Source organism: Streptomyces sp. NPDC048269, from assembly GCF_040652395.1.
Classification (GTDB): Bacteria; Actinomycetota; Actinomycetes; order Streptomycetales; family Streptomycetaceae; genus Streptomyces.
In genome coordinates, this window is the sequence record NZ_JBEZLW010000051.1 from 25,926 (window position 1) to 47,319 (window position 21,394).

At 70.4% G+C, this 21,394-nt stretch carries 21 protein-coding genes and 2 riboswitches; of the genes, 10 read left to right on the forward strand and 11 right to left on the reverse strand.

Translation table 11 applies throughout. From position 1 onward, the window contains the following. Position 1: 1 nt before the first annotated feature. Both AB0D48_RS32365 and AB0D48_RS32370 read right to left on the reverse strand, forming a co-directional pair. Entirely contained in the window at positions 2-346 is a 345-nt protein-coding gene (locus AB0D48_RS32365; protein ID WP_362405086.1) for an energy-coupling factor ABC transporter substrate-binding protein, read from the reverse strand. Then, complete coding sequence (locus tag AB0D48_RS32370) at positions 346-1,041, reverse strand: energy-coupling factor ABC transporter permease (RefSeq protein WP_362405152.1); 696 nt, start codon at positions 1,039-1,041, stop codon at positions 346-348. Before AB0D48_RS32370 ends, AB0D48_RS32365 begins: the two co-directional genes overlap by 1 nt. A gap of 29 nt (positions 1,042-1,070) precedes the next feature. Beyond that, positions 1,071-1,290: riboswitch (cobalamin riboswitch) on the reverse strand. A 171-nt stretch (positions 1,291-1,461) separates the two neighbouring features. On the opposite strand from AB0D48_RS32370, the gene AB0D48_RS32375 reads away from it, so the two are divergent. After that, positions 1,462-2,178, forward strand: coding sequence for a flavodoxin family protein (locus AB0D48_RS32375; protein WP_362405089.1), 717 nt, complete (start codon positions 1,462-1,464; stop codon positions 2,176-2,178). Positions 2,179-2,346: 168 nt separating this feature from the next. Beyond that, positions 2,347-3,255: a hypothetical protein gene (locus AB0D48_RS32380; protein WP_362405092.1), complete on the forward strand. Its 909-nt coding sequence runs from the start codon at positions 2,347-2,349 to the stop codon at positions 3,253-3,255. 12 nt (positions 3,256-3,267) lie between these two features. Here AB0D48_RS32380 and AB0D48_RS32385 read toward each other — a convergent pair whose 3' ends face one another. The 5 genes from AB0D48_RS32385 to AB0D48_RS32405 all read right to left on the reverse strand — a co-directional run bounded on the left by AB0D48_RS32385 (position 3,268) and on the right by AB0D48_RS32405 (position 7,480). Then, positions 3,268-4,608 (reverse strand): DUF2252 domain-containing protein, encoded by a 1,341-nt coding sequence (locus tag AB0D48_RS32385; RefSeq protein WP_362405094.1) that lies wholly within the window; start codon positions 4,606-4,608, stop codon positions 3,268-3,270. 69 nt (positions 4,609-4,677) lie between these two features. Then, the gene (locus AB0D48_RS32390; RefSeq protein ID WP_362405097.1) at positions 4,678-4,926 is read right to left on the reverse strand and encodes an amphi-Trp domain-containing protein; all 249 of its coding nucleotides are present in this window, start codon (positions 4,924-4,926) and stop codon (positions 4,678-4,680) included. A gap of 70 nt (positions 4,927-4,996) precedes the next feature. Beyond that, positions 4,997-6,322, reverse strand: coding sequence for a diacylglycerol kinase family protein (locus AB0D48_RS32395; RefSeq protein ID WP_362405100.1), 1,326 nt, complete (start codon positions 6,320-6,322; stop codon positions 4,997-4,999). 147 nt (positions 6,323-6,469) lie between these two features. After that, positions 6,470-6,790 (reverse strand): carboxymuconolactone decarboxylase family protein, encoded by a 321-nt coding sequence (locus AB0D48_RS32400; RefSeq protein ID WP_362405103.1) that lies wholly within the window; start codon positions 6,788-6,790, stop codon positions 6,470-6,472. Between the two features lie 165 nt (positions 6,791-6,955). Beyond that, entirely contained in the window at positions 6,956-7,480 is a 525-nt protein-coding gene (locus AB0D48_RS32405) for a hypothetical protein (protein WP_362405106.1), read from the reverse strand. Between the two features lie 130 nt (positions 7,481-7,610). Here AB0D48_RS32405 and AB0D48_RS32410 point away from each other — a divergent pair, with 130 nt between their 5' ends. Beyond that, entirely contained in the window at positions 7,611-8,276 is a 666-nt protein-coding gene (locus AB0D48_RS32410) for a hypothetical protein (protein ID WP_362405109.1), read from the forward strand. A 95-nt stretch (positions 8,277-8,371) separates the two neighbouring features. Here the strand turns inward: AB0D48_RS32410 and AB0D48_RS32415 are convergent, their stop codons facing one another. From AB0D48_RS32415 to gcvT, 4 genes are all read right to left on the reverse strand, one after another. After that, the gene (locus AB0D48_RS32415; protein WP_362405112.1) at positions 8,372-9,754 is read right to left on the reverse strand and encodes an L-serine ammonia-lyase; all 1,383 of its coding nucleotides are present in this window, start codon (positions 9,752-9,754) and stop codon (positions 8,372-8,374) included. A 299-nt stretch (positions 9,755-10,053) separates the two neighbouring features. Next, positions 10,054-11,310, reverse strand: a complete 1,257-nt coding sequence (gene glyA / locus AB0D48_RS32420; protein WP_362405115.1) for a serine hydroxymethyltransferase — start codon at positions 11,308-11,310, stop codon at positions 10,054-10,056. Between the two features lie 15 nt (positions 11,311-11,325). Continuing rightward, positions 11,326-11,706 carry a glycine cleavage system protein GcvH gene (gene gcvH / locus AB0D48_RS32425; protein ID WP_362405118.1) on the reverse strand — a complete coding sequence of 127 codons (381 nt, stop codon included), beginning with the start codon at positions 11,704-11,706 and terminating at the stop codon, positions 11,326-11,328. 111 nt (positions 11,707-11,817) lie between these two features. Next, on the reverse strand, positions 11,818-12,933 hold the full coding sequence (gene gcvT / locus AB0D48_RS32430) for a glycine cleavage system aminomethyltransferase GcvT (RefSeq protein ID WP_362405121.1): 1,116 nt from the start codon (positions 12,931-12,933) through the stop codon (positions 11,818-11,820). A 156-nt stretch (positions 12,934-13,089) separates the two neighbouring features. Beyond that, positions 13,090-13,194: riboswitch (glycine riboswitch) on the reverse strand. A 223-nt stretch (positions 13,195-13,417) separates the two neighbouring features. Here gcvT and AB0D48_RS32435 point away from each other — a divergent pair. From AB0D48_RS32435 to AB0D48_RS32465, 7 genes are all read left to right on the forward strand, one after another. Beyond that, positions 13,418-14,047 (forward strand): AAA family ATPase, encoded by a 630-nt coding sequence (locus tag AB0D48_RS32435; RefSeq protein ID WP_362405155.1) that lies wholly within the window; start codon positions 13,418-13,420, stop codon positions 14,045-14,047. 527 nt (positions 14,048-14,574) lie between these two features. Further along, positions 14,575-15,309, forward strand: coding sequence for an enhanced serine sensitivity protein SseB (locus AB0D48_RS32440; protein WP_362405124.1), 735 nt, complete (start codon positions 14,575-14,577; stop codon positions 15,307-15,309). 55 nt (positions 15,310-15,364) lie between these two features. Then, positions 15,365-16,105 (forward strand): enhanced serine sensitivity protein SseB C-terminal domain-containing protein, encoded by a 741-nt coding sequence (locus AB0D48_RS32445; protein ID WP_362405127.1) that lies wholly within the window; start codon positions 15,365-15,367, stop codon positions 16,103-16,105. A 509-nt stretch (positions 16,106-16,614) separates the two neighbouring features. After that, complete coding sequence (locus tag AB0D48_RS32450) at positions 16,615-17,607, forward strand: ABC transporter permease (protein ID WP_362405130.1); 993 nt, start codon at positions 16,615-16,617, stop codon at positions 17,605-17,607. Positions 17,608-17,647: 40 nt separating this feature from the next. Then, on the forward strand, positions 17,648-19,411 hold the full coding sequence (locus AB0D48_RS32455; RefSeq protein ID WP_362405133.1) for an ABC transporter substrate-binding protein: 1,764 nt from the start codon (positions 17,648-17,650) through the stop codon (positions 19,409-19,411). A 147-nt stretch (positions 19,412-19,558) separates the two neighbouring features. Beyond that, positions 19,559-20,560 carry an ABC transporter permease gene (locus AB0D48_RS32460; protein ID WP_362405136.1) on the forward strand — a complete coding sequence of 334 codons (1,002 nt, stop codon included), beginning with the start codon at positions 19,559-19,561 and terminating at the stop codon, positions 20,558-20,560. A 32-nt stretch (positions 20,561-20,592) separates the two neighbouring features. Beyond that, positions 20,593-21,394: ABC transporter ATP-binding protein (locus AB0D48_RS32465; protein ID WP_362405158.1), on the forward strand; the 802-nt coding region annotated here is incomplete at its 3' end.

The following is a 21,394-nucleotide window of genomic DNA, read 5'->3' on the forward strand; positions in this document are numbered from 1 at the left end:
CCTACGACTCCGTGGCGGACGTGGGCGGGCCCGCCTCGGCAGCGGCGGCGGCCGCACCCTGACGGCGACCCTTGCGGACGCCGAAGTAGTACGCGAGCACGCCCGCCCCCAGCGCCGCCTGGAGGGCGAACAGCGCCGACTCGATCTCCCCGGAGGGCGGCTCGTACAGCGGCGAGAACCAGGGCTCGTAGTCCGGCTTCAGCTCGGTGATGGCCGCCTCCGCCTGCGCGTCGGCGCCGGCGAACGGCTCCTCCTTGCCCTCGCCCAGGCCGAGCGCGAGCGGGAGTACGGCCAGCGCCGCCACCAGGAGCAGCAGCAGGGTGTTGATCTTCGCGTTCCTGGTCATCAGGCCGACGCCTCCTGCTTCTTCCCGGATCCCGTGAGCTTCGCGACGCCGAGCCGGACCAGGTCCGACGTGCTGGACTGCATCAGCAGCCGCATCACGAGCACGGTCAGCAGCCCCTCGCTGACCGCGAGCGGGATCTGCGTCACCGCGAAGATGCCGGCGAACTTCTCCAGCGAGCCGACGAAGCCGCTGCTCGCGTCCGGGAAGGCCAGGGCCAGCTGGACGGAGGTCACGCAGTAGGTGACCAGATCGGCGAAGAAGGCGCCGAAGAAGACGGTCACCATCAGCGGCACGCCGAACTTCCGCAGCAGCCGGTAGACGCCGTAGCCCGCCCAGGGCCCGGCTATCGCCATCGAGAACACGTTGGCGCCGAGGGTGGTGAGCCCGCCGTGCGCCAGCAGCAGCGCCTGGAACAGCAGGGTGATCGTGCCGAGCACCGCCATGATCGGCGGCCGGAAGAGGATGGCCCCGAGCCCGGTACCGGTGGGGTGGGAACAACTGCCAGTCACAGAAGGGATCTTCAGGGCGGACAGTACGAAGGTGAACGCTCCGGACGCTCCGAGCAGCAGCGTGCTCTCCGGGTGGGCCTTCACCTCGCGGGTGAGGGCGCGTACTCCGTGTACGACAAAGGGAGCGGACGCGGCGCCCCAGGCGACCGCGTGCAAAGGGGGCAGAAACCCCTCGGCTATATGCATGAGTGGGGAAGACCTCTCCAGCACCTCGTGGATGGACAGCGCGCCCCGGCCGGTCTCCTGGCTCACGGGTACTGATGCCCGGACTCCGCCTTCCCGGGGCCGTGCGGTTTCCCGCGCGGGCCCAGTGGCTTCCCGAAGGAATGGAGCCGGACTTCCCGATCACAGTGGCGAGGGCCGCACCGGTTTCACACCGGTTTCCCGAACACCAAGGCCCACTGACCCTAGTCGGCCGCGCGGAGTGGTAACAAACCGTTCCGAACGCCACCCGCCTGGCGGTGCCCGGCGTACGGCGAGTGGCCCAGCCCGTCGGGCGCACGGGGGTGCGGCCTGGTGAAGTGGAGGGCGCAGAGCGGTACACGTTGCCCCACCAGGGCGGTCCGCGGGCCCGGCTCGCCCATGCCGCACGAAGGAGACAGAACGATGGCGGAGACGGGAGCGGCCCACGGCGATCTGCGGGCCCTGGTGATCAACTGCACGCTCAAGCGGTCGCCGGAACGCAGCCACACGGAGGGCCTGATCGATCGCAGCCGCGGCATCATGGAACGCCAGGGCGTGCAGGTCGAGGTCCTGCGCGCGGTGGACCTCGACATCGCCACGGGCGTGTGGCCGGACATGACCGAGCACGGCTGGGAGACGGACGAGTGGCCGGTCGTCTACAGCAAGGTGATGGCCGCCGACATGCTGACGCTGGCCGGGCCGGTGTGGCTGGGTGACAACTCCTCGGTCATGAAGCAGGTCATCGAACGTCTTTACGCCTGTTCGTCGATCCTGAACGAGGCCGGGCAGTACGCCTACTACGGCCGGGTCGGCGGGTGTCTGATCACGGGCAACGAGGACGGCGCGAAACACTGCGCGATGAACGTGCTGTACAGCCTGCAGCACCTGGGATACGTGATCCCGCCGCAGGCGGACGCGGGCTGGGTGGGGGAGGCCGGCCCCGGTCCCTCCTACCTCGACCCCGGTTCCGGCGGCCCGGAGAACGACTTCACCAACCGCAACACGACCTTCATGACCTGGAACATGCTCCACCTGGCGAGGATGCTGAAGGACGCCGGTGGCGTCCCCGCCCACGGCAACCAGCGGTCGGAGTGGGACGCGGGGTGCCGCTTCGACTTCGAGAACCCCGAACACAGGTGAGACACGGCCCGGCAGGCGCCCGGTCACGGACCACCGAGATCCACGGAGGGGAGGGCGGCTCAGATCGATCGCGAGCGATTCACGAGAACGCTGACGTTCTGGCTGCGTCCGGCATTCGCGCTCCGCGTGGTGAACCGGTTCCAGAGAATCGCGGGGTTCGATCGCTCGATGGCGCTGGCTTCCAGCATGCTGACCGCGATGGTCTCCCTCGCGATCCTCTTCGGTGCCGTGCTGGCCGACATCGGCGGTCAGGACGTTGCGGACCGGATCATCGACCGGTACGGCCTCACAGGGGCCGGAGCCGATGCCGTGCGGGACGTCTTCTCCTCGACCGCCGACACGAGCGTCGGCGTCCTCGGGGCCCTGTTCCTGCTGATCTCCATGCTGAGCTTCGCGCGGGCGGTGCAGCGGTTGTTCGAGCAGACCTGGCAGCTCAAGCCCCTGAGCATGCGCAACACGGTCAATGACGCGAAGTGGGTCCTGGCCTTCGTGATCTACGTGCCCGTGAGCGGCTGGCTCTTCGCCGTCGCCGGCCGGGGGCACCTCACGCTGGCGGTGAACCTGCTCGAAGCGTCGCTGAGCGGGCTCTTCCTCGTCTGGGGTGGCTGGATCCTGTCGGCGAAGAGGATCGCCTGGAGCGATCTCCTGCCGTTCGGTGTCATCGTGTCCGTCCTGATGGCGCTCTATGGCGTGGGCGCGGACTTCTACCTGCCGCGTCTGTTCAACTCCTACGCCGACCGTTACGGCGCGATGGGCGTGGTCTTCGCGATGCTCTCGGCGTTCTTCGGCATCGTGCTGGTCGTGGTGGGGTCGGCGGCGCTCGGACGGGAGGTGCGTGATGAACTCGGCCGCATCCGTCAGGGCGAGCGGCCGCCCGATGACGAGGTCCGCCGTGAATGGGACAGCGTGGTCAGCCAGATGAGGGAGCGCTGGCACACCACCCGGGGGAGGATCTCCAGCTTCCGGCCGTCCAGCAAGCCGTCCGAGGAGCTGTCGGACGAGCTGTCCGAAGAGCCGTCCGAGGAGCCGTCCGACGAGTCCTCCGACGCGCCGTCCGAGAAGCCGGAGCAGCCGTGAGCGGGGTCCCGTTCAGACGCCGGAGGTGGCGATGATGTCGCCGCCGGAGACGGCGGCGGTGAGCGCGGCGTGGTCGGAGACGGTCTGGTCGGCGTAGTGGAGCGCGAAGTCGGCGACGGCCCGGTCGAAGGCGTCGGCCTTGCCGAGGTAACCGGCGATGGCGATGCGGTCGCCGGAGCGGGCGTGGGCGCGGGCCAGTGCCGTGCCGCACAGTTCCGCGTACTGGCGGAGCACGGCCGGGCCCATGGTCTCGACCACCGCCGATCCCTTCATGTCGCGCAGCTGACGGCAGTAGAAGTGGCGCCCCTCCGGTCCGCTCGTCCAGCCGAGGAAGATGTCGCCGGTGGCCTGCATCAGCCGCTGCCCCGCGACCACCCGGTGGCCGTGATGAGCGTGGCCGTCGGCCGGCAGGTGATCCTCCAGCACCGACGGCACGGCCTCCTTGAGCTGGAGGAAGAGCGGGTCCTGCGCGTCGCGGCCGGTCAGCAGGATGATGAAGCAGCGCGTGCCCACGCTTCCCACGCCGACGACCTTCCGGGCCGCGTCCACGAACCGGTAGCGGTCCAGCAGGAGGCGGCGTTCCTCGGGGAGAGTGCTGCGGTACTCGCTGAAGATCTTGTCGACGGCCCGTGTCGCGCGTTCGCCGACGGGCTCCAGCAGAGGGGGGTCGTCGATGATGCGCCGACGGCCGTTCCGGACCTCGGTGAGCTTGTCGAGTGCCTGCAGGCTGGTGCGCCCGCGAGCGCGTTCCAGGTTCGCCTCGGCCCGTCCCCGCCGCTTGCGCTCGCGGATCACGGGGAGTACGGCGTAAGGGTCGATCCGCTGGTACCAGACGGCGAGTTCGCCCTGCTCGGCCAGCTGCCGCATGGCACGCCGGTAGGAGCCGGCCGCGGCGAGAGCGGCTCGCCACGCGCGTCCGTCACCGTGCCCCCGGTCGCGGGCGGCCACCGCGACGCTGGCGGCGAGCCGCTTGACGTCCCATTCGAACGGCCCGGCCAGGGTCTCGTCGAAGTCGTTGAGGTCGAACAGCAGGGCCCGTTCGGGTGAGGCGAAGACGCCGAAGTTCAGCAGGTGCGCGTCACCGCAGAGCTGGACGGTCAAACCGGTGTTCGGCACGGCGGCGAGGTCAGCGGCCATGACGGCGGCCGCGCCGCGCAGGAAGGTGAACGGGGAGACCGACATCCGCCCGTAGCGGATCGGCAGCAGCTCGACCACCCGGCCGGCGGCCTGCCGCTGCAGCAGCCGCAGGGGATCGGGCCGGTCCGCGGCCGGGGTCCACCGGCCGTGCGAGGACCGTGCGACCTGCTTGCGGACCGCGCGCCCCATCCGGGCCCGGTCGGCTGGACTGGTCATGGTCTGCTCCCTTGTCGCTCCGTCCCGGCCACGACGGCGGTACGGCGGTACGGCGGATCGCGGGCGGGCCTACTCCTTCGCGGCGCCGGCCTGCTGGGTCGGCCACTTGAGTTCGATCTCCAGCTCGATCTGCCCGTCGCCGACCTCGACCTCGATTTCGCTGACGAGGTCGTCGGGGATGCGCAGGGTCAGCCTCCCGGGCCCGAGGTCCAGTTCGGCCTTGCCGCCACGTCGGAGCGCGTCCGCGAGAGCGGAGAGCTGATCGGCGGCCTCAAGGCGTGACAGTGAACTCTTCTGCTCGAATTCGAGGTCCTTCACGGCTGTCTCCCACATGGTTGGGAACGGCGTGCACGGTTAATTGTCACGTCATGTATCAAACGGGGCATCCTCATGTGGAGCGGGCGAACGCCAGGGTGACGACATCGCGCCAGCTGGGGTGCGGAGCGGGCATGCGGGACCCGGGCCGGTGTCTCGGTACCAGAACGCGCAAGGCGCCCGGGCGGATGTCGCAGGTGACGGGGGCGGGCAGGGACAGGGCCTCTCCGTCCACGGCGACCGCGATGCGGTCGGTGTGCGAGGTGATGACGATCCGGCGGGAGGTCAGTACGTGCAGACCGGCTGCCCGGGCACCTCGAACCGCGATGTCCGCCGCCTGGGCCGCGTTGCCCACCCGGATCCCGACGACGCCCAGCAGTCCCTGGTCCAGCCGGGGTCTGCGGCCGCCCGCGGACGTGGGATCGGGGGCGGCGTACGGGTTGTTGCTGACCAGAAGGGCCTGCTGGGACTCCAGCTTCGCCTCGTCCGTCTGCGCGTCGAGCGTGTGACCGGAGTATCCGAGCAGCAGGTCCGGCAGCGCGTCCAGAATCGAGCCCGCCTTGGCGTCGCGGTATTCCGGGCGCTGCACGACCTGTGCGTAGACACCGAACGAGGCCGTGTTGACGAAGGCGCGGCCCCCCACGAAGCCCAGGTCGATCCGGAGTTCCTCCCCGTCGGTCAGCGCGTCCAGACACCGGGCCGGGTCCTCGCGGTCCAGACCGAGGTCCATGGCGAAGTGGTTCCTGGTGCCCGCGGAGATCGCCAGGAACGGCAAGCCGTGCTCGGCGGCCACCTCGGCCACCCGGGCCTGCGTGCCGTCGCCGCCCGCCACCCCCAGCAGGTCCGCGCCCTCGGCAACCGCCCGCCGGGCGATCGCGGAGAGGTCCGTTTCGGCCGCGCCGCCCAGCAGAACGACCCGGGCGCCCAGCGCCTCTGCCTTCTCGGCCAGACCGAAGCGGCTGACCTTGCCGCCGCCGGACTTCGGGTTCATGATCAGCACCGGGTGCCGGGGGAGGGAGCACGGGGCCGCACGCATCCCCTCGGGTTCCCGCGCGTGCAGCAGTGCCCACCGCGAGCAGGCAACGGCGGCTGCCCACAGGGCGATCGCGGCCAGCAGGGTGGGCCACAGGCCCGCCCGGGTGTACAGCACCAGGACGGCCACGGGCGCGGCCACCGCGAGCAGCGCACCGGCCACCCGCACTGCCCCTCGATGGGACAGCGCCCACCACGTACCCATCGCCGTGAGCGCCGAACAGGCCACTCCGGCGGCGAGGATGACCAGACCTCCGAACCCGCTCGCCGCCAGGAGCGACCCCGCCGCACCCAGCGCGCAGGCCAAGGCCAGCCTGGCCGACGTGCGTGCGCGCGCCGGCGGGCCGGAACGGGGCGCCAGGGACATCGTCCTCACGTCCTTCGACCGGTCCTGGGCCGTGCCCGGGCGGCCGGGGACGGTGCCGCGCGGGCCGGGGTGTTGCGGCCGTGGGGCCACAGGGGCATCCGCCGCCCGCCACGGGCGCGGCTCGTGCGGACCCCTGGAGGGCGGTGCTCAGGGCCGGCTGTCGGATTCGGCCACGGCGATGGCGATTCCCAGGGCCTCCGTGATGTGGGTGGCTGCCGACATGACGCGGGCGGTGCCCACGATCGGTGCGATGGACACCAGGACGTCCTGGAGCTTCCCCGCGTCCACGCCGGAGTCCATGGCGGGGCCGATGTGGGCGACGTAGGACATCGCGGGCGCGTCCATGGCGACGAGCGCGGCGATGCGGGTGAGCATGAGGGTGTCCGCGGACAGGCCGCACCGCTCGAGCGAGTCGAGGGTCATGGCGGCGAGGGTGTCGAGGACAGGAGTCTCGGAGGCGGTCGTCATACGGGTCATCTCCTGACGGGATCGGGGATCGACGCCGTCGGTGCCGGTGGAGGGGAACCGGGTTCTTCCCGTGGCGTGTCCCTCTCCATCGACCTTAGGAACATTTCGGGCCGTATGCATCCGGGTGGCGGCGCGGTGCTCGCCGCCACCCGTGCGCCCGGCCGTTCAGCAGTGGTTCGGGTGCGCGATGTCCACGACGAACCGCTCCGGCGAGTGCAGGGAGAAGGTGCGGTAGTAGGGGACCGTGTCGAAGGCGGCACCGAAGGTCACGTACCCCTCGAAGTCGCCGGTCAGGGCGAGGCCCTTGAGCTTGCTGAGGTTGATCTTCTGGAGCTTGGGCCCCTGGTAGACGCTGTGGCCCGCGTCGTCGTGTGCGGCGGCGGGGTTGAGGCGGATCTCCAGGAAGTGCTTCCCGGCGAGCGGTACGGGCTTGCCGGACCCGTCGTAGCGCAGCTGCGGGACGGAGGTGACGGTCACCCCGGGGACGAACCCCTGCAGGTCGATGACGATCCGGTCGTACGCGGGGTGCCCGCCCCAGCGGGCATGGACGACGAGCGGAGTCTGGATCTGGGTCTGGGTCCGGGCGCGGGTGGCGACGGCGGCCGAGGCCGGCACCGCGGACGAGAGCCCGGCGGTGAGCAGAGCGCCGGAGGCCAGGGCCACGATCCGGCGGAAACGCGGGTGGATCATGACGTCCCCTCGATTCTCGGGAGGCGGGGACTTGTGACACAGCCTAGGACGCCGTAGCGGACCCGGCAGTTCCACTTCCCCTTCCGCAATTCCTTCGGTGCGCAACTTCCTTCGATGGCAGGGTGGTTGAGTGAAATCCACAGAATCCGTCCCGCTCGACACAGGAGAGAACCGGATGCGCCGTCACCGCTTTCCTCGCCATGGAACGGTCGCCGTGGCCCTGGTCCTGGCGGTCACCGCCTGCGGCGGCGACGCGGACCGTGAGGTCCCGCAGGAGGGCAAGGGAGGCTACCGCTGGGCGGCCACGGACGAGATATGCAACATGCTCCCGTACGGCGAGCTCGCCGACCCGCTGGGCGCGCGCGAGGAGGCCGCGGACCGGATCAAACGGTCCGGCGGGGGCGCCCCGGGCGTCCTGTGCGTCCAGCCGCTCGTGGAGTCCGGCCCGGCGAAGTACGGGAACGTCAAGGTCGAGCTGGACCTCGCCTACACCGAGAGCGTCGACTTCGCGAAGGACGTCTTCACCAGGGGCCGGGAGAACACGGCCAAGGACATGCCGGACAGTGGCCTCACCGAGGTGAAGGGCGTCGGCAAGGAGGCCTACCGGTTCGCCTACAACAAGCCGGCCGAGCTGCGCCAGGTGCGTGAGCTGCGCCTGCGGGACAGCAACCTGACGATCGACGTGACGGTCACGGCCGAGGCGCGCACTCCGCCCACCCCCGAGAGCCTGAAGGCCTACGACACGTCGGTGGACGACTTCGCCAAGGGGGTCCTCAAGGCCCTCCGCCGCGGGTAGGAGCGGCGGACGGCGCGGCGGACAGGAAGGACGGCGCGGCGGACAGGAAGGGGCCCGGCGCACGCGCCGGGCCCCTTCCTGTCCCGTGCCGCGGATCAGCACTCGATGACGTTGACCGCGAGGCCGCCGCGAGCGGTCTCCTTGTACTTCACCTTCATGTCCGCGCCGGTCTCCTTCATGGTCTTGATGACCTTGTCGAGGGAGACCTTGTGGCTGCCGTCGCCGCGCATGGCCATCTTGGCCGCCGTGACGGCCTTGACCGCAGCCATGCCGTTGCGCTCGATGCACGGGATCTGGACCAGCCCGCCGACCGGGTCGCAGGTCAGGCCCAGGTTGTGCTCCATGCCGATCTCGGCCGCGTTCTCGACCTGCTCCGGGGTGCCGCCCAGGACCTCGGCGAGGGCGCCGGCCGCCATCGAGCATGCCGAGCCCACCTCGCCCTGGCAGCCGACCTCGGCGCCGGAGATCGAGGCGTTCTCCTTGAAGAGCATGCCGATCGCGCCCGCGGCGAGGAGGAAGCGGACCACGCCGTCCTCGTCCGCGCCCGGCACGAAGTTCATGTAGTAGTGCAGGACGGCGGGCAGCACCCCGGCCGCGCCGTTGGTGGGCGCGGTGACGACCCGGCCGCCCGCCGCGTTCTCCTCGTTGACCGCCATCGCGTAGATCGTCGTCCACTCGCTGCGGTGCATCATCGGGTCGCCCTCGGTGCGCAGCTGGCGCGCTGTGGAGGCGGCGCGGCGCTTGACGCGCAGGCCGCCCGGGAGGATGCCCTCGCGGGACATGCCGCGCGCGACGCAGGACTGCATGACGCGCCAGATCTCCAGCAGGCCCTCGCGGATCTCGTCCTCGGTGCGCCAGGCCTTCTCGTTCTCCAGCATGAGGGAGGAGATCGACAGGCCGGTCTCGTTCGCCAGGCGCAGCATCTCGTCGCCGGAGCGGAAGGGGTACTTCAGCACCGTGTCGTCGAGCTTGATCCGGTCCTCGCCGACCGCGTCCTCGTCGACGACGAAGCCGCCGCCGACCGAGTAGTAGGTCTTCTCCAGCAGAGGGGCGCCGGCGGCGTCGTACGCGAAGAGCGTCATGCCGTTCGCGTGGTACGGGAGCGAGCGCCGGCGGTGGAGGATCAGCTGGTTCGGCTCGTCGAAGGCGATCTCGTGACCATCGCCTATCTCCGTGCCGAGGAGGCGCAGGCGGCCGCTCTTGCGGATGCGCTCGACCTCGTCGTCCGCCGTCTCCACGTTCACGGTGCGGGGGGAGTGACCCTCCAGGCCCAGCAGGACCGCCTTGGGGGTGCCGTGGCCGTGCCCGGTCGCACCGAGGGAGCCGAACAGCTCGGCGCGGACGGACGCGGTCTGGGCGAGGACACCGTCCTTCTTCAGCCGCGTCACGAACATGCGTGCGGCGCGCATCGGGCCGACCGTGTGGGAGGAGGACGGGCCGATGCCGATGGAGAAGAGGTCGAAGACGGAGATGGCCACTGGCGGACTCCCTTGTCTGCTCGTGGGGTGGAGGGGGCGGGAGAGGTCGATTGTTCGGATTTTGTCCGACAGACGAGCTTAACGCGGTGAAATGAACGTCTCGTCTGCCGGAAGGGGACGGAGGGGGGTCCCGCGGGTGTCAGCTCGCCCTCCGTACGTGGCGTCGCCGGCCTTCGCCGACCGCGTCGGCCCCCGGGACCGGGCCCGGTCGCCGGGCCGCACCCGCGTCCGCCTGCGGCTCCGGTCATGGGAAGGGCCCGGCCTGCGCACGAGCAAGGCCGGGCCCTTCCCCGCGCCGACTAGAGCGACGGGTACAGCGGGAACTTCGCGGCGAGCGCGGAGACGCGCGCCTTGAGGCCCTCGCTGTCGTAGGCCGGCTTCAGCGCGGCCGCGATGATCTCCGCGACCTCGGTGAAGTCCTCGGCGCCGAAACCGCGCGTGGCGAGCGCCGGCGTACCGATCCGCAGACCCGAGGTGACCATCGGCGGCCGCGGGTCGTTCGGGATGGCGTTCCGGTTGACCGTGATGCCGATCTCGTGGAGCCGGTCCTCGGCCTGCTGGCCGTCCAGCTCGGAGTTGCGCAGGTCGACCAGGACCAGGTGGACGTCCGTACCGCCGGAGAGGACGGAGACGCCGACCTCGGTGACGTCCGGCTGCACCAGGCGCTCGGCGATGATCTTCGCGCCCTCCAGGGTGCGCACCTGGCGCTCCTTGAAGTCCTCCGAGGCCGCGACCTTGAAGGAGACGGCCTTGGCCGCGATCACGTGCTCCAGCGGGCCGCCCTGCTGACCCGGGAAGACCGCGGAGTTGATCTTCTTGGCCAGCTCCTGCGTCGACAGGATGACGCCGCCGCGCGGACCGCCGAGGGTCTTGTGGGTGGTGGTGGTGACGACGTGGGCGTGCGGCACCGGGTTCGGGTGCAGACCCGCGGCGACCAGGCCGGCGAAGTGCGCCATGTCGACCATCAGGTACGCGCCGACCTCGTCCGCGATGCGGCGGAAGGCGGCGAAGTCCAGCTGGCGCGGGTAGGCGGACCAGCCCGCGACGATCAGCTGCGGCTTGGACTCCTTGGCGAGGCGCTCGACCTCGGCCATGTCGACCTGCCCGGTCTCGTCGACGTGGTACGGGACCACGTTGTAGAGCTTGCCGGAGAAGTTGATCTTCATGCCGTGGGTCAGGTGACCGCCGTGGGCCAGGTTCAGGCCCATGATCGTGTCGCCCGGCTTCAGCAGCGCGAACATCGCGGCGGCGTTCGCCTGCGCACCGGAGTGCGGCTGGACGTTCGCGGCCTCGGCGCCGAACAGCGCCTTGATGCGGTCGATCGCGATCTGCTCGACCACGTCGACGTGCTCGCAGCCGCCGTAGTAGCGGCGGCCGGGGTAGCCCTCGGCGTACTTGTTGGTCAGGACCGATCCCTGGGCCTCCATGACGGCGACCGGAGCGAAGTTCTCCGACGCGATCATTTCCAGGGTGGACTGCTGGCGCACGAGCTCGGCGTCGACGGCTGCGGCGACGTCGGGGTCGAGCTCGTGGAGAGGGGTGTTCAGTACGGACATCAGGATCCCCTGGGGTCAGTTACCGGCGGTGAGCTTGGTGTACTCCTCGGCGGAGAGCGCGTCCTTGGGCTCCTCCGAGATGCGCACCTTGAACAGCCAGCCGCCCTCGAAGGGAGCGGAGTTCACCAGGGCCGGGTCGTCGACGACGTCCTGGTTGAACTCGACGATCTCTCCGGAGACGGGGGAGTACAGGTCGCTGACCGACTTCGTCGACTCCAGCTCGCCACAGGTCTCGCCCTCGGTGACGGTCTCGCCGACCTCGGGGAGCTGGGCGTAGACGACGTCACCGAGCGCGTTGGCCGCGAACTCCGTGATGCCGACCGTCGAAACGCCGTCCACGGCGTCCGACAGCCACTCGTGCTCCTTGGTGTAACGCAGCTGCTGGGGGGTGCTCATGACCTGATTCTCCTGGATGCGGGGGAGTGGATACGAACTGTGGTCTTGGGTACTGAGACGGAGCCGTACGGATGTCCGTACGACTGCCTGCGCTTCGGGTCGTGCGAAGTGTTACTTCTGCCGCTTGTAGAAGGGCAGGGCCACGACCTCGTACGGCTCATGCGTACCGCGAATGTCGACGCCGACGCCGGAGGTGCCGGGCGCGGCGTGTGCCGCGTCCACGTACGCCATCGCGATCGGCTTGCCGAGCGTGGGGGACGGGGCGCCGGAGGTGACCTCGCCGATGACCTGGCCGTCGGCCACGACCGGGAAACCGGCGCGCGGGACGCGGCGGCCCTCGGCGATCAGGCCGACCAGCTTGCGCGGCGGGTTCGTGGCGGCGCGCTCGGCGGCGGCCTCCAGCGCGGCGCGGCCGACGAAGTCGCCCTCCTTCTCGAACTTCACGACCCGGCCCAGCCCCGCGTCGAACGGGGTGAGGGAGGTGGTCAGCTCGTGCCCGTACAGCGGCATGCCCGCCTCCAGGCGCAGCGTGTCGCGGCAGGACAGGCCGGCCGGGACCAGGCCGACGCCCTCGCCGGCCTTGGTCAGCGCCTGCCACAGCTCCACGGCGTGCTCGGGGGCGACGAACAGCTCGAAGCCGTCCTCGCCGGTGTAGCCCGTACGCGCGATCAGCGCCGGAACCCCGGCCACCGTGCCCGGCAGACCGGCGTAGTACTTGAGGCCGTCCAGGTCGGCGTCGGTGAGCGAGGCGAGGATGCCGGGGGACTCCGGGCCCTGGACGGCGATGAGCGCGTACGCGTCGCGGTCGTCGCGGACCTCGGTGTCGAAGCCGGCGGCGCGCTCGGTCAGGGCGTCGAGGACGACCTGGGCGTTGGAGGCGTTGGCGACGACCATGTATTCGGTCTCGCCGAGGCGGTAGACGATCAGGTCGTCGACGATGCCGCCGTCCGCCTGGCAGATGTGCGTGTAGCGGGCGCGGCCGACGCCGACGGTGGAGATGTTGCCGACCAGCGCGTAGTCCAGGGCCTTGACGGCCTCCGGGCCGGTCAGGGTGATCTCGCCCATGTGGGACAGGTCGAAGAGGCCGGCCTTGGTGCGTACGGCGTTGTGCTCGTCGCGCTCGCTGCCGTACCGCAGCGGCATGTCCCAGCCCGCGAAGTCGGTCATGGTCGCACCGAGGGAACGGTGCAGCGCATCGAGGGCGGTCAGACGGGGGGCAGTGCTCATGGGTGTGGCTCCCGAGTCCCAGGGCATGACATGACGAGGAGGGTCCTCCCCATCTGTCATCGGAACCTGAGAGGTTCGCCGAGAGTTCCTGGCTGCCAGGGACCGTCGGCTTGCACCTTGGGTGGAGCTGCCGAGCAGCTCGCTTTTCAGATCTGCCTCATCCACGCGGTACGGGGCCTGAGAGATTCAAGGGAGGTTCTTGCTCCTTCGGCGCCCGCGCACGGCCTTGCGGCGTGCCCGGGACTCTCCCGCGCGGATTCAAGCGGCCGGTATGCAGTTGGTCCAGATGGCGCACATCATTGCACGCCACCGTGGTGATCGGGGGTGGGGCCCCGAAAGTTCGTGCGGTGCTCGAGCGGCCGGACCGGAACCGGGGCTGCCGGATTACCGTCTCTTTACACTCAGTGGGCAAGGGTCCTGGCGACCCGATTCGGGGGAGGCGATCACTGTGCGGAGATTCGGAGTGGTGACGACAGCGGCGACCGTGGACGCGGTGCCGGCGCAGCGGGGGGCGCGCGTGCGGAGCGGGGCGGCGGCCGGGTCCGTACGTGACCTCCGCGGCCCGGGGGGACGGGGGCCGCGGCGGCTGGGCTTCGCCGCGGGGGACATCGTCGTGGTGTCCGGCCTGCCGGGCGGCGGCAAGAGCACGCTGATCAAGCGTGCGGCGGCCGAGGGCGCGGGGATCGACTCCCAGGACACCCGTGAGCGCTGGGAGCGGCGGATGCCGGGGGCGCTGCCGTACGCCGTCTACCGGCCGCTGGTGCGTGCCGCGCACTACTGGGGGCTGTGGCGGACCCTCCGCTCCGGGGCGTCGGTCGTCGTGCACGACTGCGGGACGCAGAGCTGGGTACGGGGCCTGCTCGCGGCGGCCGCGCGCCGCCGGGGTCGGGCGCTGCACCTGCTCCTGCTGGACAGCAGCCCGGCGGAGGCCCTGGCCGGGCAGGCGGCGCGGGGGCGCCGGGTGTCGGCGTACGCCTTCGCCCGCCACCGGGGCGCGGTGACCCGCCTCCTCCGCTCCGCGGAAGCCGGCCACCCCCCGCCGGGCTGCGCCTCGGTGACCCTCCTGGACCGCGCCTCGGCGGCCGCCGTGACGCGGATCGGCTTCCACGCCTGACGCGCCGCCGGGCTCCGCGCCGGGCGGCGCCTGAGCCACGTGCCCGGCCGCCCCGCCACCACCGGGACTCCGCCCCAGCCCCCGCGCCCCAATCGCCGGCGGGGCTGAAGGCCGGGGCTCTGCCGCCGCACCCCGCGCCTCAATCGTCGGCGGGCTGAGAGGCCGGGGCTCCGCCCGCACCCGGCGCCTCACTCGCCGGCGGGGCTGGGTTCGGCGCCGCCAGGTGGGCTGGATTGCCCGCAGGGCAATCTCAGCCTCGCCGGCGTTTGAGGCGCGGGCGCGGGGCGCCGTGTCCGGAGCCGTAGCCGGGCGGGGCAGCGCAGGCACGTCCAGCCCCGCCGGCGTTTGAGGCGCGGGGGTCCCGGACGGAGTCTGGGGGAGGGTGGGGGCGGAGCCGCCGGCGGGGCCCACCGGCGGAGCCGAGCGGCGGGGTCCGGGCAGGGCGGAGCCCACCGGCGGGGGCGGCCCCCCGGAGCGATAGCCTCGGCACGACATTCGGCGGGAAACACACGCAGAGGCAGGGGCACATGCAGGGCAGCGGCTGGCCGGGGAATGAGCTGGAGCAGGTGCTCGGGGCGGCCCTCGGGCAGCCGGACGCCGGCGGGCGGATCCTGGAGGTGCTCGGGCGCAGCCAGGTGTGGGTGCCCCTGCCCGGCGGCGGAGGCCAGGACTCGGCCGCCCTGGACCTGCCCACGATGGACATCGGCGGCGCGGCCTACGTCCCGGTCTACAGCTCCGAGGCCCAGTTCCTCACCTGCGTCGGCCCCGGCATGGACTTCGCCGTGGCCCCCGCCGTCGAGTTCGCCCGCGGCCTGCCCCCGCAGCTCGGCATCGCGCTCAACCCCGAGGGCGCCGTCGGCGTCCCCCTGCCCCCGCCCGCCGTCGCGGAGCTCTGCCGCACCGGCCGGACCCCGCTCGACGGCCCGTCCACCGGCGGTCGGGTCCGGCTGTACGAGCCGGACTGGCAGGAGGACCCGGTGGAATTCCTGGCCGCCGCCGCCGAAGAGTTCCGCGCCACCGGCGTGGTCGCCGCCGCGCACCGCTGCCTCGCCAGCGTCGAGGGCGCGGACCCGGAACTGTTCATCGGTGTCCGCCTGCTGGGATGGGAGCCCGAGATGCAGAACGCCCCGATGGAAGCCCTCGGCCGGGCCCTGGCCCGCGTACCGGCGCCCTGGCCCGTGCAGTTGATCCTCCTCGACGCCGCCCAGGACCCGGTCACGGACTGGATTCGTGAGCGCGTACGCCCCTTCTACCTCCCGTAGGGCCGCTTAAGCTGTTGGTACGTGTGGACGACGGGCGGACGAAGAGGGGTACCGGGTGAGTGCGTCAGGCACGGCCGCGGCCGGGCAGGTCGAGCACATGCTGCGCCAGGTGACTCCCGGGCGGTATGAGAGCTACGAGTCGCTTCTGCACGCCCTCTCCGAGGGCCGGCTGTGGATGCTCCTCTGGCAGGGGCAGCCGGGTTCCCCGGACGCCCAGTACGGCGGCATGGAGGTCGAGAGCCTCGGGTACGCGCCCTGCGTGACCTCCCCCCAGGAGCTGGCCGCCAGCGGCTGGACCCGCGGCTACGAGGTGGTCACCGGGCGGGACATCGCCCGCGCGCTCTATCCGGACCGCTGGGGCCTGTGGCTCAACCCGCACGCCCAGGGCGGCGGCCTCGGCATCCCCTGGGCCGACCTGCGCCGGATCGCGACCGGCCTGGACCGGATGCCGGCCGGGCCGCTGCGGCTGTCCGAGCCCTCCATCGAGCTCCCGCAGTTCTACGGGCTGCTGACCCAGCACGCACACCGCACCCCGGCCGTCCGGTCGCTGCGCCGCGCCTGGGTGCAGCCGGCGCTCGGGTCCCCGTACCTCGCGGTCGGGCTCGACCTGTACGACGCCTCCGCGCCCGCGCTGGAGTCCGTACGGGAAATGATGCGCCAGTCGGTCGGTGTGGTCCCCGAGGGCGTCCCCGTGTGCACGGTCGCGCTCGCGGACGAGCACGACCCCGTCGCGATGTGGCTGCGCGCCCAGACCCGCCCGTTCTACGACCGCGAGGGCCAGGCACCGCCCTACTGACCGGCGCCGCCTGACCGGTCCCGCCTGACCGGTCCCGCCCCCCTCCCCAGACATCCGCATATCGAGACATCTGTCGTGAAGGCCGCACCGGACCCATCGGTGCGGCCTTCGCCATATCCGCCGAATGCACCCAAGAACCATGTCTCACATGGCAGTTGGGCCGGATGTCCGTTCCGCGCCGAAGGGGAGGTGTTTCACCGCTCAACAGAGCTCACGGTTCGGATAACGGAAGGTGTAGACGCAGATCACGGTTGCGCATCACATCCCCGGCAGGTCTGGCGGCCGATTGAGCGCCCGATGAAGACTCCCCACCCAAGAGCCGGTCAGTCCTGCGAGACCCGGCTCAGCATGTGCACTTCGCTTGTTGTTCCGCACGGCAATTTCCGCAATTCCTGCACCTCACACGCGTCCTGTGTATCCCACGCACTCCGAGCGCCACTCCGCACCAACGCCGCCACAGCGGCGGGCATGGGCCGGCCACCCGTCGGCCGAGAGGGGTCCCCACCACGATGACGGCACCACTGCATGACACGAGCGCGGAAACACCCGCACCTGTGTCCGTAGCCGACGTCCCTGCCAAGGCCATCGAAGGCCGCTCGCCCGGCCGCATCGCCTGGATGCGGCTCAAGCGCGACAAGGTCGCGCTGACCGGCGGCGTGGTCGTGATCCTCCTGATCCTGGTGGCGGTCTTCGCGCCGCAGATCGTGAGCCTGCTGGGCCACCCGCCCAACGAGTTCCACGAGGACCTGATCGACCCGGACCTGGGCACGCCGCTCGGTTCCTTCGGCGGCATGAGCTCCGACTTCCTGCTGGGCGTCGAACCCACCAACGGGCGCGACGTCTTCAGCCGGATCGTCTTCGGCGCCCGGATCTCGCTGGTCGTCGCCTTCCTGGCGGCCTTCGTATCGGTCGTCATCGGCAGCCTGCTCGGCGCGCTCGCCGGGTTCCTCGGCGGCTGGGTCGACGGCCTCATCAGCCGCACGATGGACCTGCTGCTCGCCTTCCCGCAGCTGCTGTTCACCATCGCCCTGGTCTCCGTGGTTCCCAACTCCCTCTGGGGATTCGAGGGTTCGGGCGTCCGCATGGGCGTACTGATCGTCGTCATCGGCTTCTTCGGCTGGCCGTACATCGGCCGTATCGTCCGGGGCCAGACGATCTCCCTGCGGGAACGCGAGTACGTCGAGGCCGCGCGCAGCCTCGGGGCCGGCCGCGGCTACATCCTGATCAAGGAGCTGCTGCCCAACCTGGTCGCGCCGATCCTCGTCTACGCGACGCTGATCATCCCGACCAACATCCTGACGGAAGCGGCCCTCAGCTTCCTCGGCGCCGGGGTCAAGCCGCCCACGGCCTCCTGGGGAAAGATGCTGTCCGACGCCGTCCCGATCTACCAGGACGACCCCATGTACATGGTGGTCCCCGGTATCACGATCTTCATCACCGTCCTGGCGTTCAACCTCTTCGGGGACGGGCTGCGTGACGCACTCGACCCCAAGGGCAACTGAACCGCTTCATCGATTCACCCACCATGGAGGTTGGACAACCGTGATCCGCAGAAAGCAGGCATTCGCGATCACCGCCGTGATCGCCGCCCTGTCGCTGACCGCCGCGTGCGGTGGCGACGACGGTAACAAGACCGAGGGGAAGGGCTCCGGGGCCGCCGCGTTCAACGCCGCCACCACCGGCGTCGTGAACCCGTCGGACGCCAAGGGCGGTGAGCTCAAGCTCTGGTCGCCGCAGGACGTCGACTACCTCGACCCGGCGCGTGCCTACTACGGCTTCGTCTGGAACATGCAGCGCCTGTACATACGCCAGCTGCTCGCCTACGACAGCAAGCCGGGCAAGGACGGCACCAAGCTGGTCCCGGACCTCGCCGAGGCGCTGCCGGTCCTGAGCAACGACGGCAAGACGTACACGCTCAAGCTCAAGGACGGCGTGAAGTTCGAGGACGGTACGCCGATCACCTCGAAGGACATCAAGTACGGCGTCGAGCGCAACTTCGCGCAGGACGTGCTGTCGGGCGGTCCGACCTACCTGATCGACCTGCTCGACCAGGGCCAGAAGTACCCGGGCCCGTACAAGGACACCGACCCCAACAAGATGGGTCTGAAGTCCGTCGAGACGCCGGACGACAAGACGATCGTCTTCAACCTGGCGACCGCCAACTCCGACTTCAGCTACCTGCTGGCCATGCCGTCCTCCTCGCCGGTCCCGGCGGGCAAGGACACGGGCGCCACCTACACCAACAAGCCGGTCTCCACCGGCCCGTACAAGGTGGAGAGCTTCACCGCCGGCAAGGGCGCCACCTTCGTCCGCAACGAGAACTGGGACCCGAAGACGGACACGATCCGCAAGGGTCTGCCGGACAAGGTCTCCTTCACGGTGACGACCAACCCGGACGACATGGACCAGCGTCTGCTGTCGGGCGACATCGACCTCGCGGTCGACGGCACCGGCGTCCAGCAGGCCGCGAAGAACAAGATCCTCAAGGACGAGAAGCTCAAGACGAACGCGGACAACCCGTTCACGGGCTACATCCGCTACTTCGTCTTCCCGCAGACCGTCGCGCCGTTCGACAACATCGAGTGCCGCAAGGCCGTCATCTACGCGGCCGACCCGAAGTCCCTGCAGACCGCCCGCGGCGGCCCGACCAGCGGTGACCTCGGCGCCAACATGCTGCCCCCGGGCATCCCCGGCTCCGACAAGTCCTATGACCCCTTCGGTCTGACGAAGGGCGAGCCGCAGGAGGCCAAGGCCAAGGAGGCCCTCAAGGCCTGTGGCAAGCCGGACGGCTTCGAGACCACCATCGCGGTGCGCAACAACCGCGCCCCCGAGGTGAAGACCGCCGAGTCCCTCCAGGCGGCGCTCGCCAAGGTCGGCATCAAGGCGACGATCGACCAGTACGACGGCAAGCTCTCCTCCTCCACGATCGGTTCGCCCGAGAACGTGAAGAAGAAGAACTACGGCATCATCGTCATGGGCTGGGGCGCCGACTACAACTCCGGCGCGGGCTACCTGCAGCCGCTGGTCGACGGATCGTTCATCCTGCCGAACGGCAACAACAACTACTCGATGCTCGACGACGCCGAGATCAACGGCCTCTTCGACAAGGCCGCCTCCGCCGCCACGCCGGAAGCCGCCGCGCCGTTCTACACGGACATCAACAAGAAGGTCATGGAGAAGGCGCTCTACCTGCCGATCAACTTCGACAAGGCCTTCGTCTACCACAACCCGCGTCTGACCAACGTCTACTTCAACGACTCCATGGGCAAGATCGACCTTGCCACCGTGGGTATCGCCGCCAAGTAGTCACGGTCCGGTGCAGAGAATCAACCCAGCACGCAAGTAAGTGCCTTCACCGCACATGCGCTAGTCCGAAGGGCAGGTGAAGGCCGCAGGCGGTGGCCGCCGTCCCCACAAGGGGCGGCGGCCACCCGCCCCGGGCGGCCGACTGCAGTGCTCGTCTACCTCATACGGCGGCTGTTCAACGTCGCCGCCACGCTGCTGGTGGTCTCCGTGGTCACCTTCGGCATCTTCTTCGCGGTCCCGAAGCTGACCGGCAGCGATCCCGCGCTCATGTACGCCGGACGCGAGACCAATGAGACCGCCCTGGCGGGCATCCGCGTGAAGATGGGCTTCGACAAGCCCATCTCCGAGCAGTACCTGCTCTTCCTCAAGGGCATCTTCGCCGGCCGTGACTACGACGGCGGCACCGACGTCACGCACTGTGCGGCGCCGTGCTTCGGGTACTCCTTCAAGACCGACGCGCCCGTCTGGGAGACGATGCTCGACCGCATGCCGGTCACCCTCTCGCTCGCCCTCGGGGCGGCCCTGATCTGGGTGATCGCAGGTGTGGCCACCGGTGTGATCTCGGCGCTCAAGCGCCGGACCGCCATCGACCGCACCGTCATGGTCGGCGCGCTCGCCGGTGTCTCCCTGCCGATCTTCTTCACCGGCATGGTGGCCCCCGCGATCTTCGTCTACAGCCTCGGCTGGCTGGACGTGTCCAACTACAAACCCCTGACCGAGGATCCAGGAGCCTGGCTCAACAGCCTGATCCTGCCCTGGGTCACCCTGGCCTTCCTCTTCGCCGCCACCTACGCCCGCATCACCCGCGCCACGATGCTGGAGGTCCTCGGCGAGGACTACATCCGCACGGCCCGCGCCAAGGGGCTCAAGGAGGGCGTGGTCATCCGCAAGCACGCCCTGCGCTCCACGCTCACCCCGATCGTCACGATGTTCGGCCTCGACCTCGGCGGACTCCTCGGCGGCGCGGTGCTCACCGAGACGACCTTCAACTTCCAGGGTCTGGGAACGGCGGCCGTCGCCGCCATCGGCGCCGGCGACCTCCCCGTGATCATGGGAGTCACCCTGATCGCCGCGCTCTTCGTGGTGATGGCCAACCTGATCGTGGACCTGCTGTACGCCGTCATCGACCCGCGCGTGAGGCTGACGTGACCGACACCCCCTCCTCCAGCCGACCCGCCTTCGTGCCCGAGCAGGCCCGCCCGCGGTCCGAGGCCTTCCTCTCCGTGCGCGACCTGAAGGTGCACTTCCCGACCGACGACGGTCTGGTCAAGTCCGTCGACGGGCTCTCCTTCGACCTGGAGCGCGGCAAGACCCTCGGCATCGTCGGCGAGTCCGGCTCCGGCAAGTCGGTGACCTCGCTGGCGATCATGGGCCTGCACCGCACCGGCAACGCGCGCAGCCGCCCCCACATCTCGGGCGAGGTGGTGCTCGACGGCGAGGACCTCGTACGGGCCGACGCGGATCACGTGCGCAAGCTCCGCGGGCGCAAGATGGCCATGGTCTTCCAGGACCCGCTGTCCGCGATGCACCCGTACTACTCGGTCGGCAAGCAGATCGTCGAGGCGTACCGGACCCACCAGGACGTCGACAAGAAGACGGCGCGCAAGCGGGCCGTCGAGATGCTCGACCGGGTGGGCATCCCGGAGCCGGACCGGCGCGTGGACGCGTACCCCCACGAGTTCTCCGGCGGTATGCGCCAGCGCGCGATGATCGCGATGGCCCTGGTCAACAACCCCGAGCTGCTCATCGCGGACGAGCCGACCACCGCCCTGGACGTCACCGTCCAGGCGCAGATCCTGGACCTGATCCGCGATCTGCAGAAGGAGTTCGGCTCCGCGGTCATCATGATCACGCACGACCTCGGCGTGGTCGCCGAGATGGCCGACGACATCCTCGTCATGTACGGCGGCCGGTGCGTCGAGCGGGGCACCGCCGAAAAGGTCTTCTACGAGCCCCGCCACCCGTACACCTGGGGCCTGCTGG

What these genes read in the sequence shown, in the direction of transcription:
- gcvT (WP_362405121.1), bottom strand. Translation starts at nt 12,933, where the DNA reads ATGAGCACTGCCCCCCGTCTGACCGCCCTCGATGCGCTGCACCGTTCC.
- AB0D48_RS32450 (WP_362405130.1), top strand. Translation starts at nt 16,615, where the DNA reads ATGACGGCACCACTGCATGACACGAGCGCGGAAACACCCGCACCTGTG.
- AB0D48_RS32400 (WP_362405103.1), bottom strand. Translation starts at nt 6,790, where the DNA reads ATGACGACCGCCTCCGAGACTCCTGTCCTCGACACCCTCGCCGCCATG.
- AB0D48_RS32440 (WP_362405124.1), top strand. Translation starts at nt 14,575, where the DNA reads ATGCAGGGCAGCGGCTGGCCGGGGAATGAGCTGGAGCAGGTGCTCGGG.
- gcvH (WP_362405118.1), bottom strand. Translation starts at nt 11,706, where the DNA reads ATGAGCACCCCCCAGCAGCTGCGTTACACCAAGGAGCACGAGTGGCTG.
- glyA (WP_362405115.1), bottom strand. Translation starts at nt 11,310, where the DNA reads ATGTCCGTACTGAACACCCCTCTCCACGAGCTCGACCCCGACGTCGCC.
- AB0D48_RS32370 (WP_362405152.1), bottom strand. Translation starts at nt 1,041, where the DNA reads ATGCATATAGCCGAGGGGTTTCTGCCCCCTTTGCACGCGGTCGCCTGG.
- AB0D48_RS32385 (WP_362405094.1), bottom strand. Translation starts at nt 4,608, where the DNA reads ATGACCAGTCCAGCCGACCGGGCCCGGATGGGGCGCGCGGTCCGCAAG.
- AB0D48_RS32375 (WP_362405089.1), top strand. Translation starts at nt 1,462, where the DNA reads ATGGCGGAGACGGGAGCGGCCCACGGCGATCTGCGGGCCCTGGTGATC.
- AB0D48_RS32405 (WP_362405106.1), bottom strand. Translation starts at nt 7,480, where the DNA reads ATGATCCACCCGCGTTTCCGCCGGATCGTGGCCCTGGCCTCCGGCGCT.
- AB0D48_RS32365 (WP_362405086.1), bottom strand. Translation starts at nt 346, where the DNA reads ATGACCAGGAACGCGAAGATCAACACCCTGCTGCTGCTCCTGGTGGCG.
- AB0D48_RS32380 (WP_362405092.1), top strand. Translation starts at nt 2,347, where the DNA reads ATGGCGCTGGCTTCCAGCATGCTGACCGCGATGGTCTCCCTCGCGATC.
- AB0D48_RS32395 (WP_362405100.1), bottom strand. Translation starts at nt 6,322, where the DNA reads ATGTCCCTGGCGCCCCGTTCCGGCCCGCCGGCGCGCGCACGCACGTCG.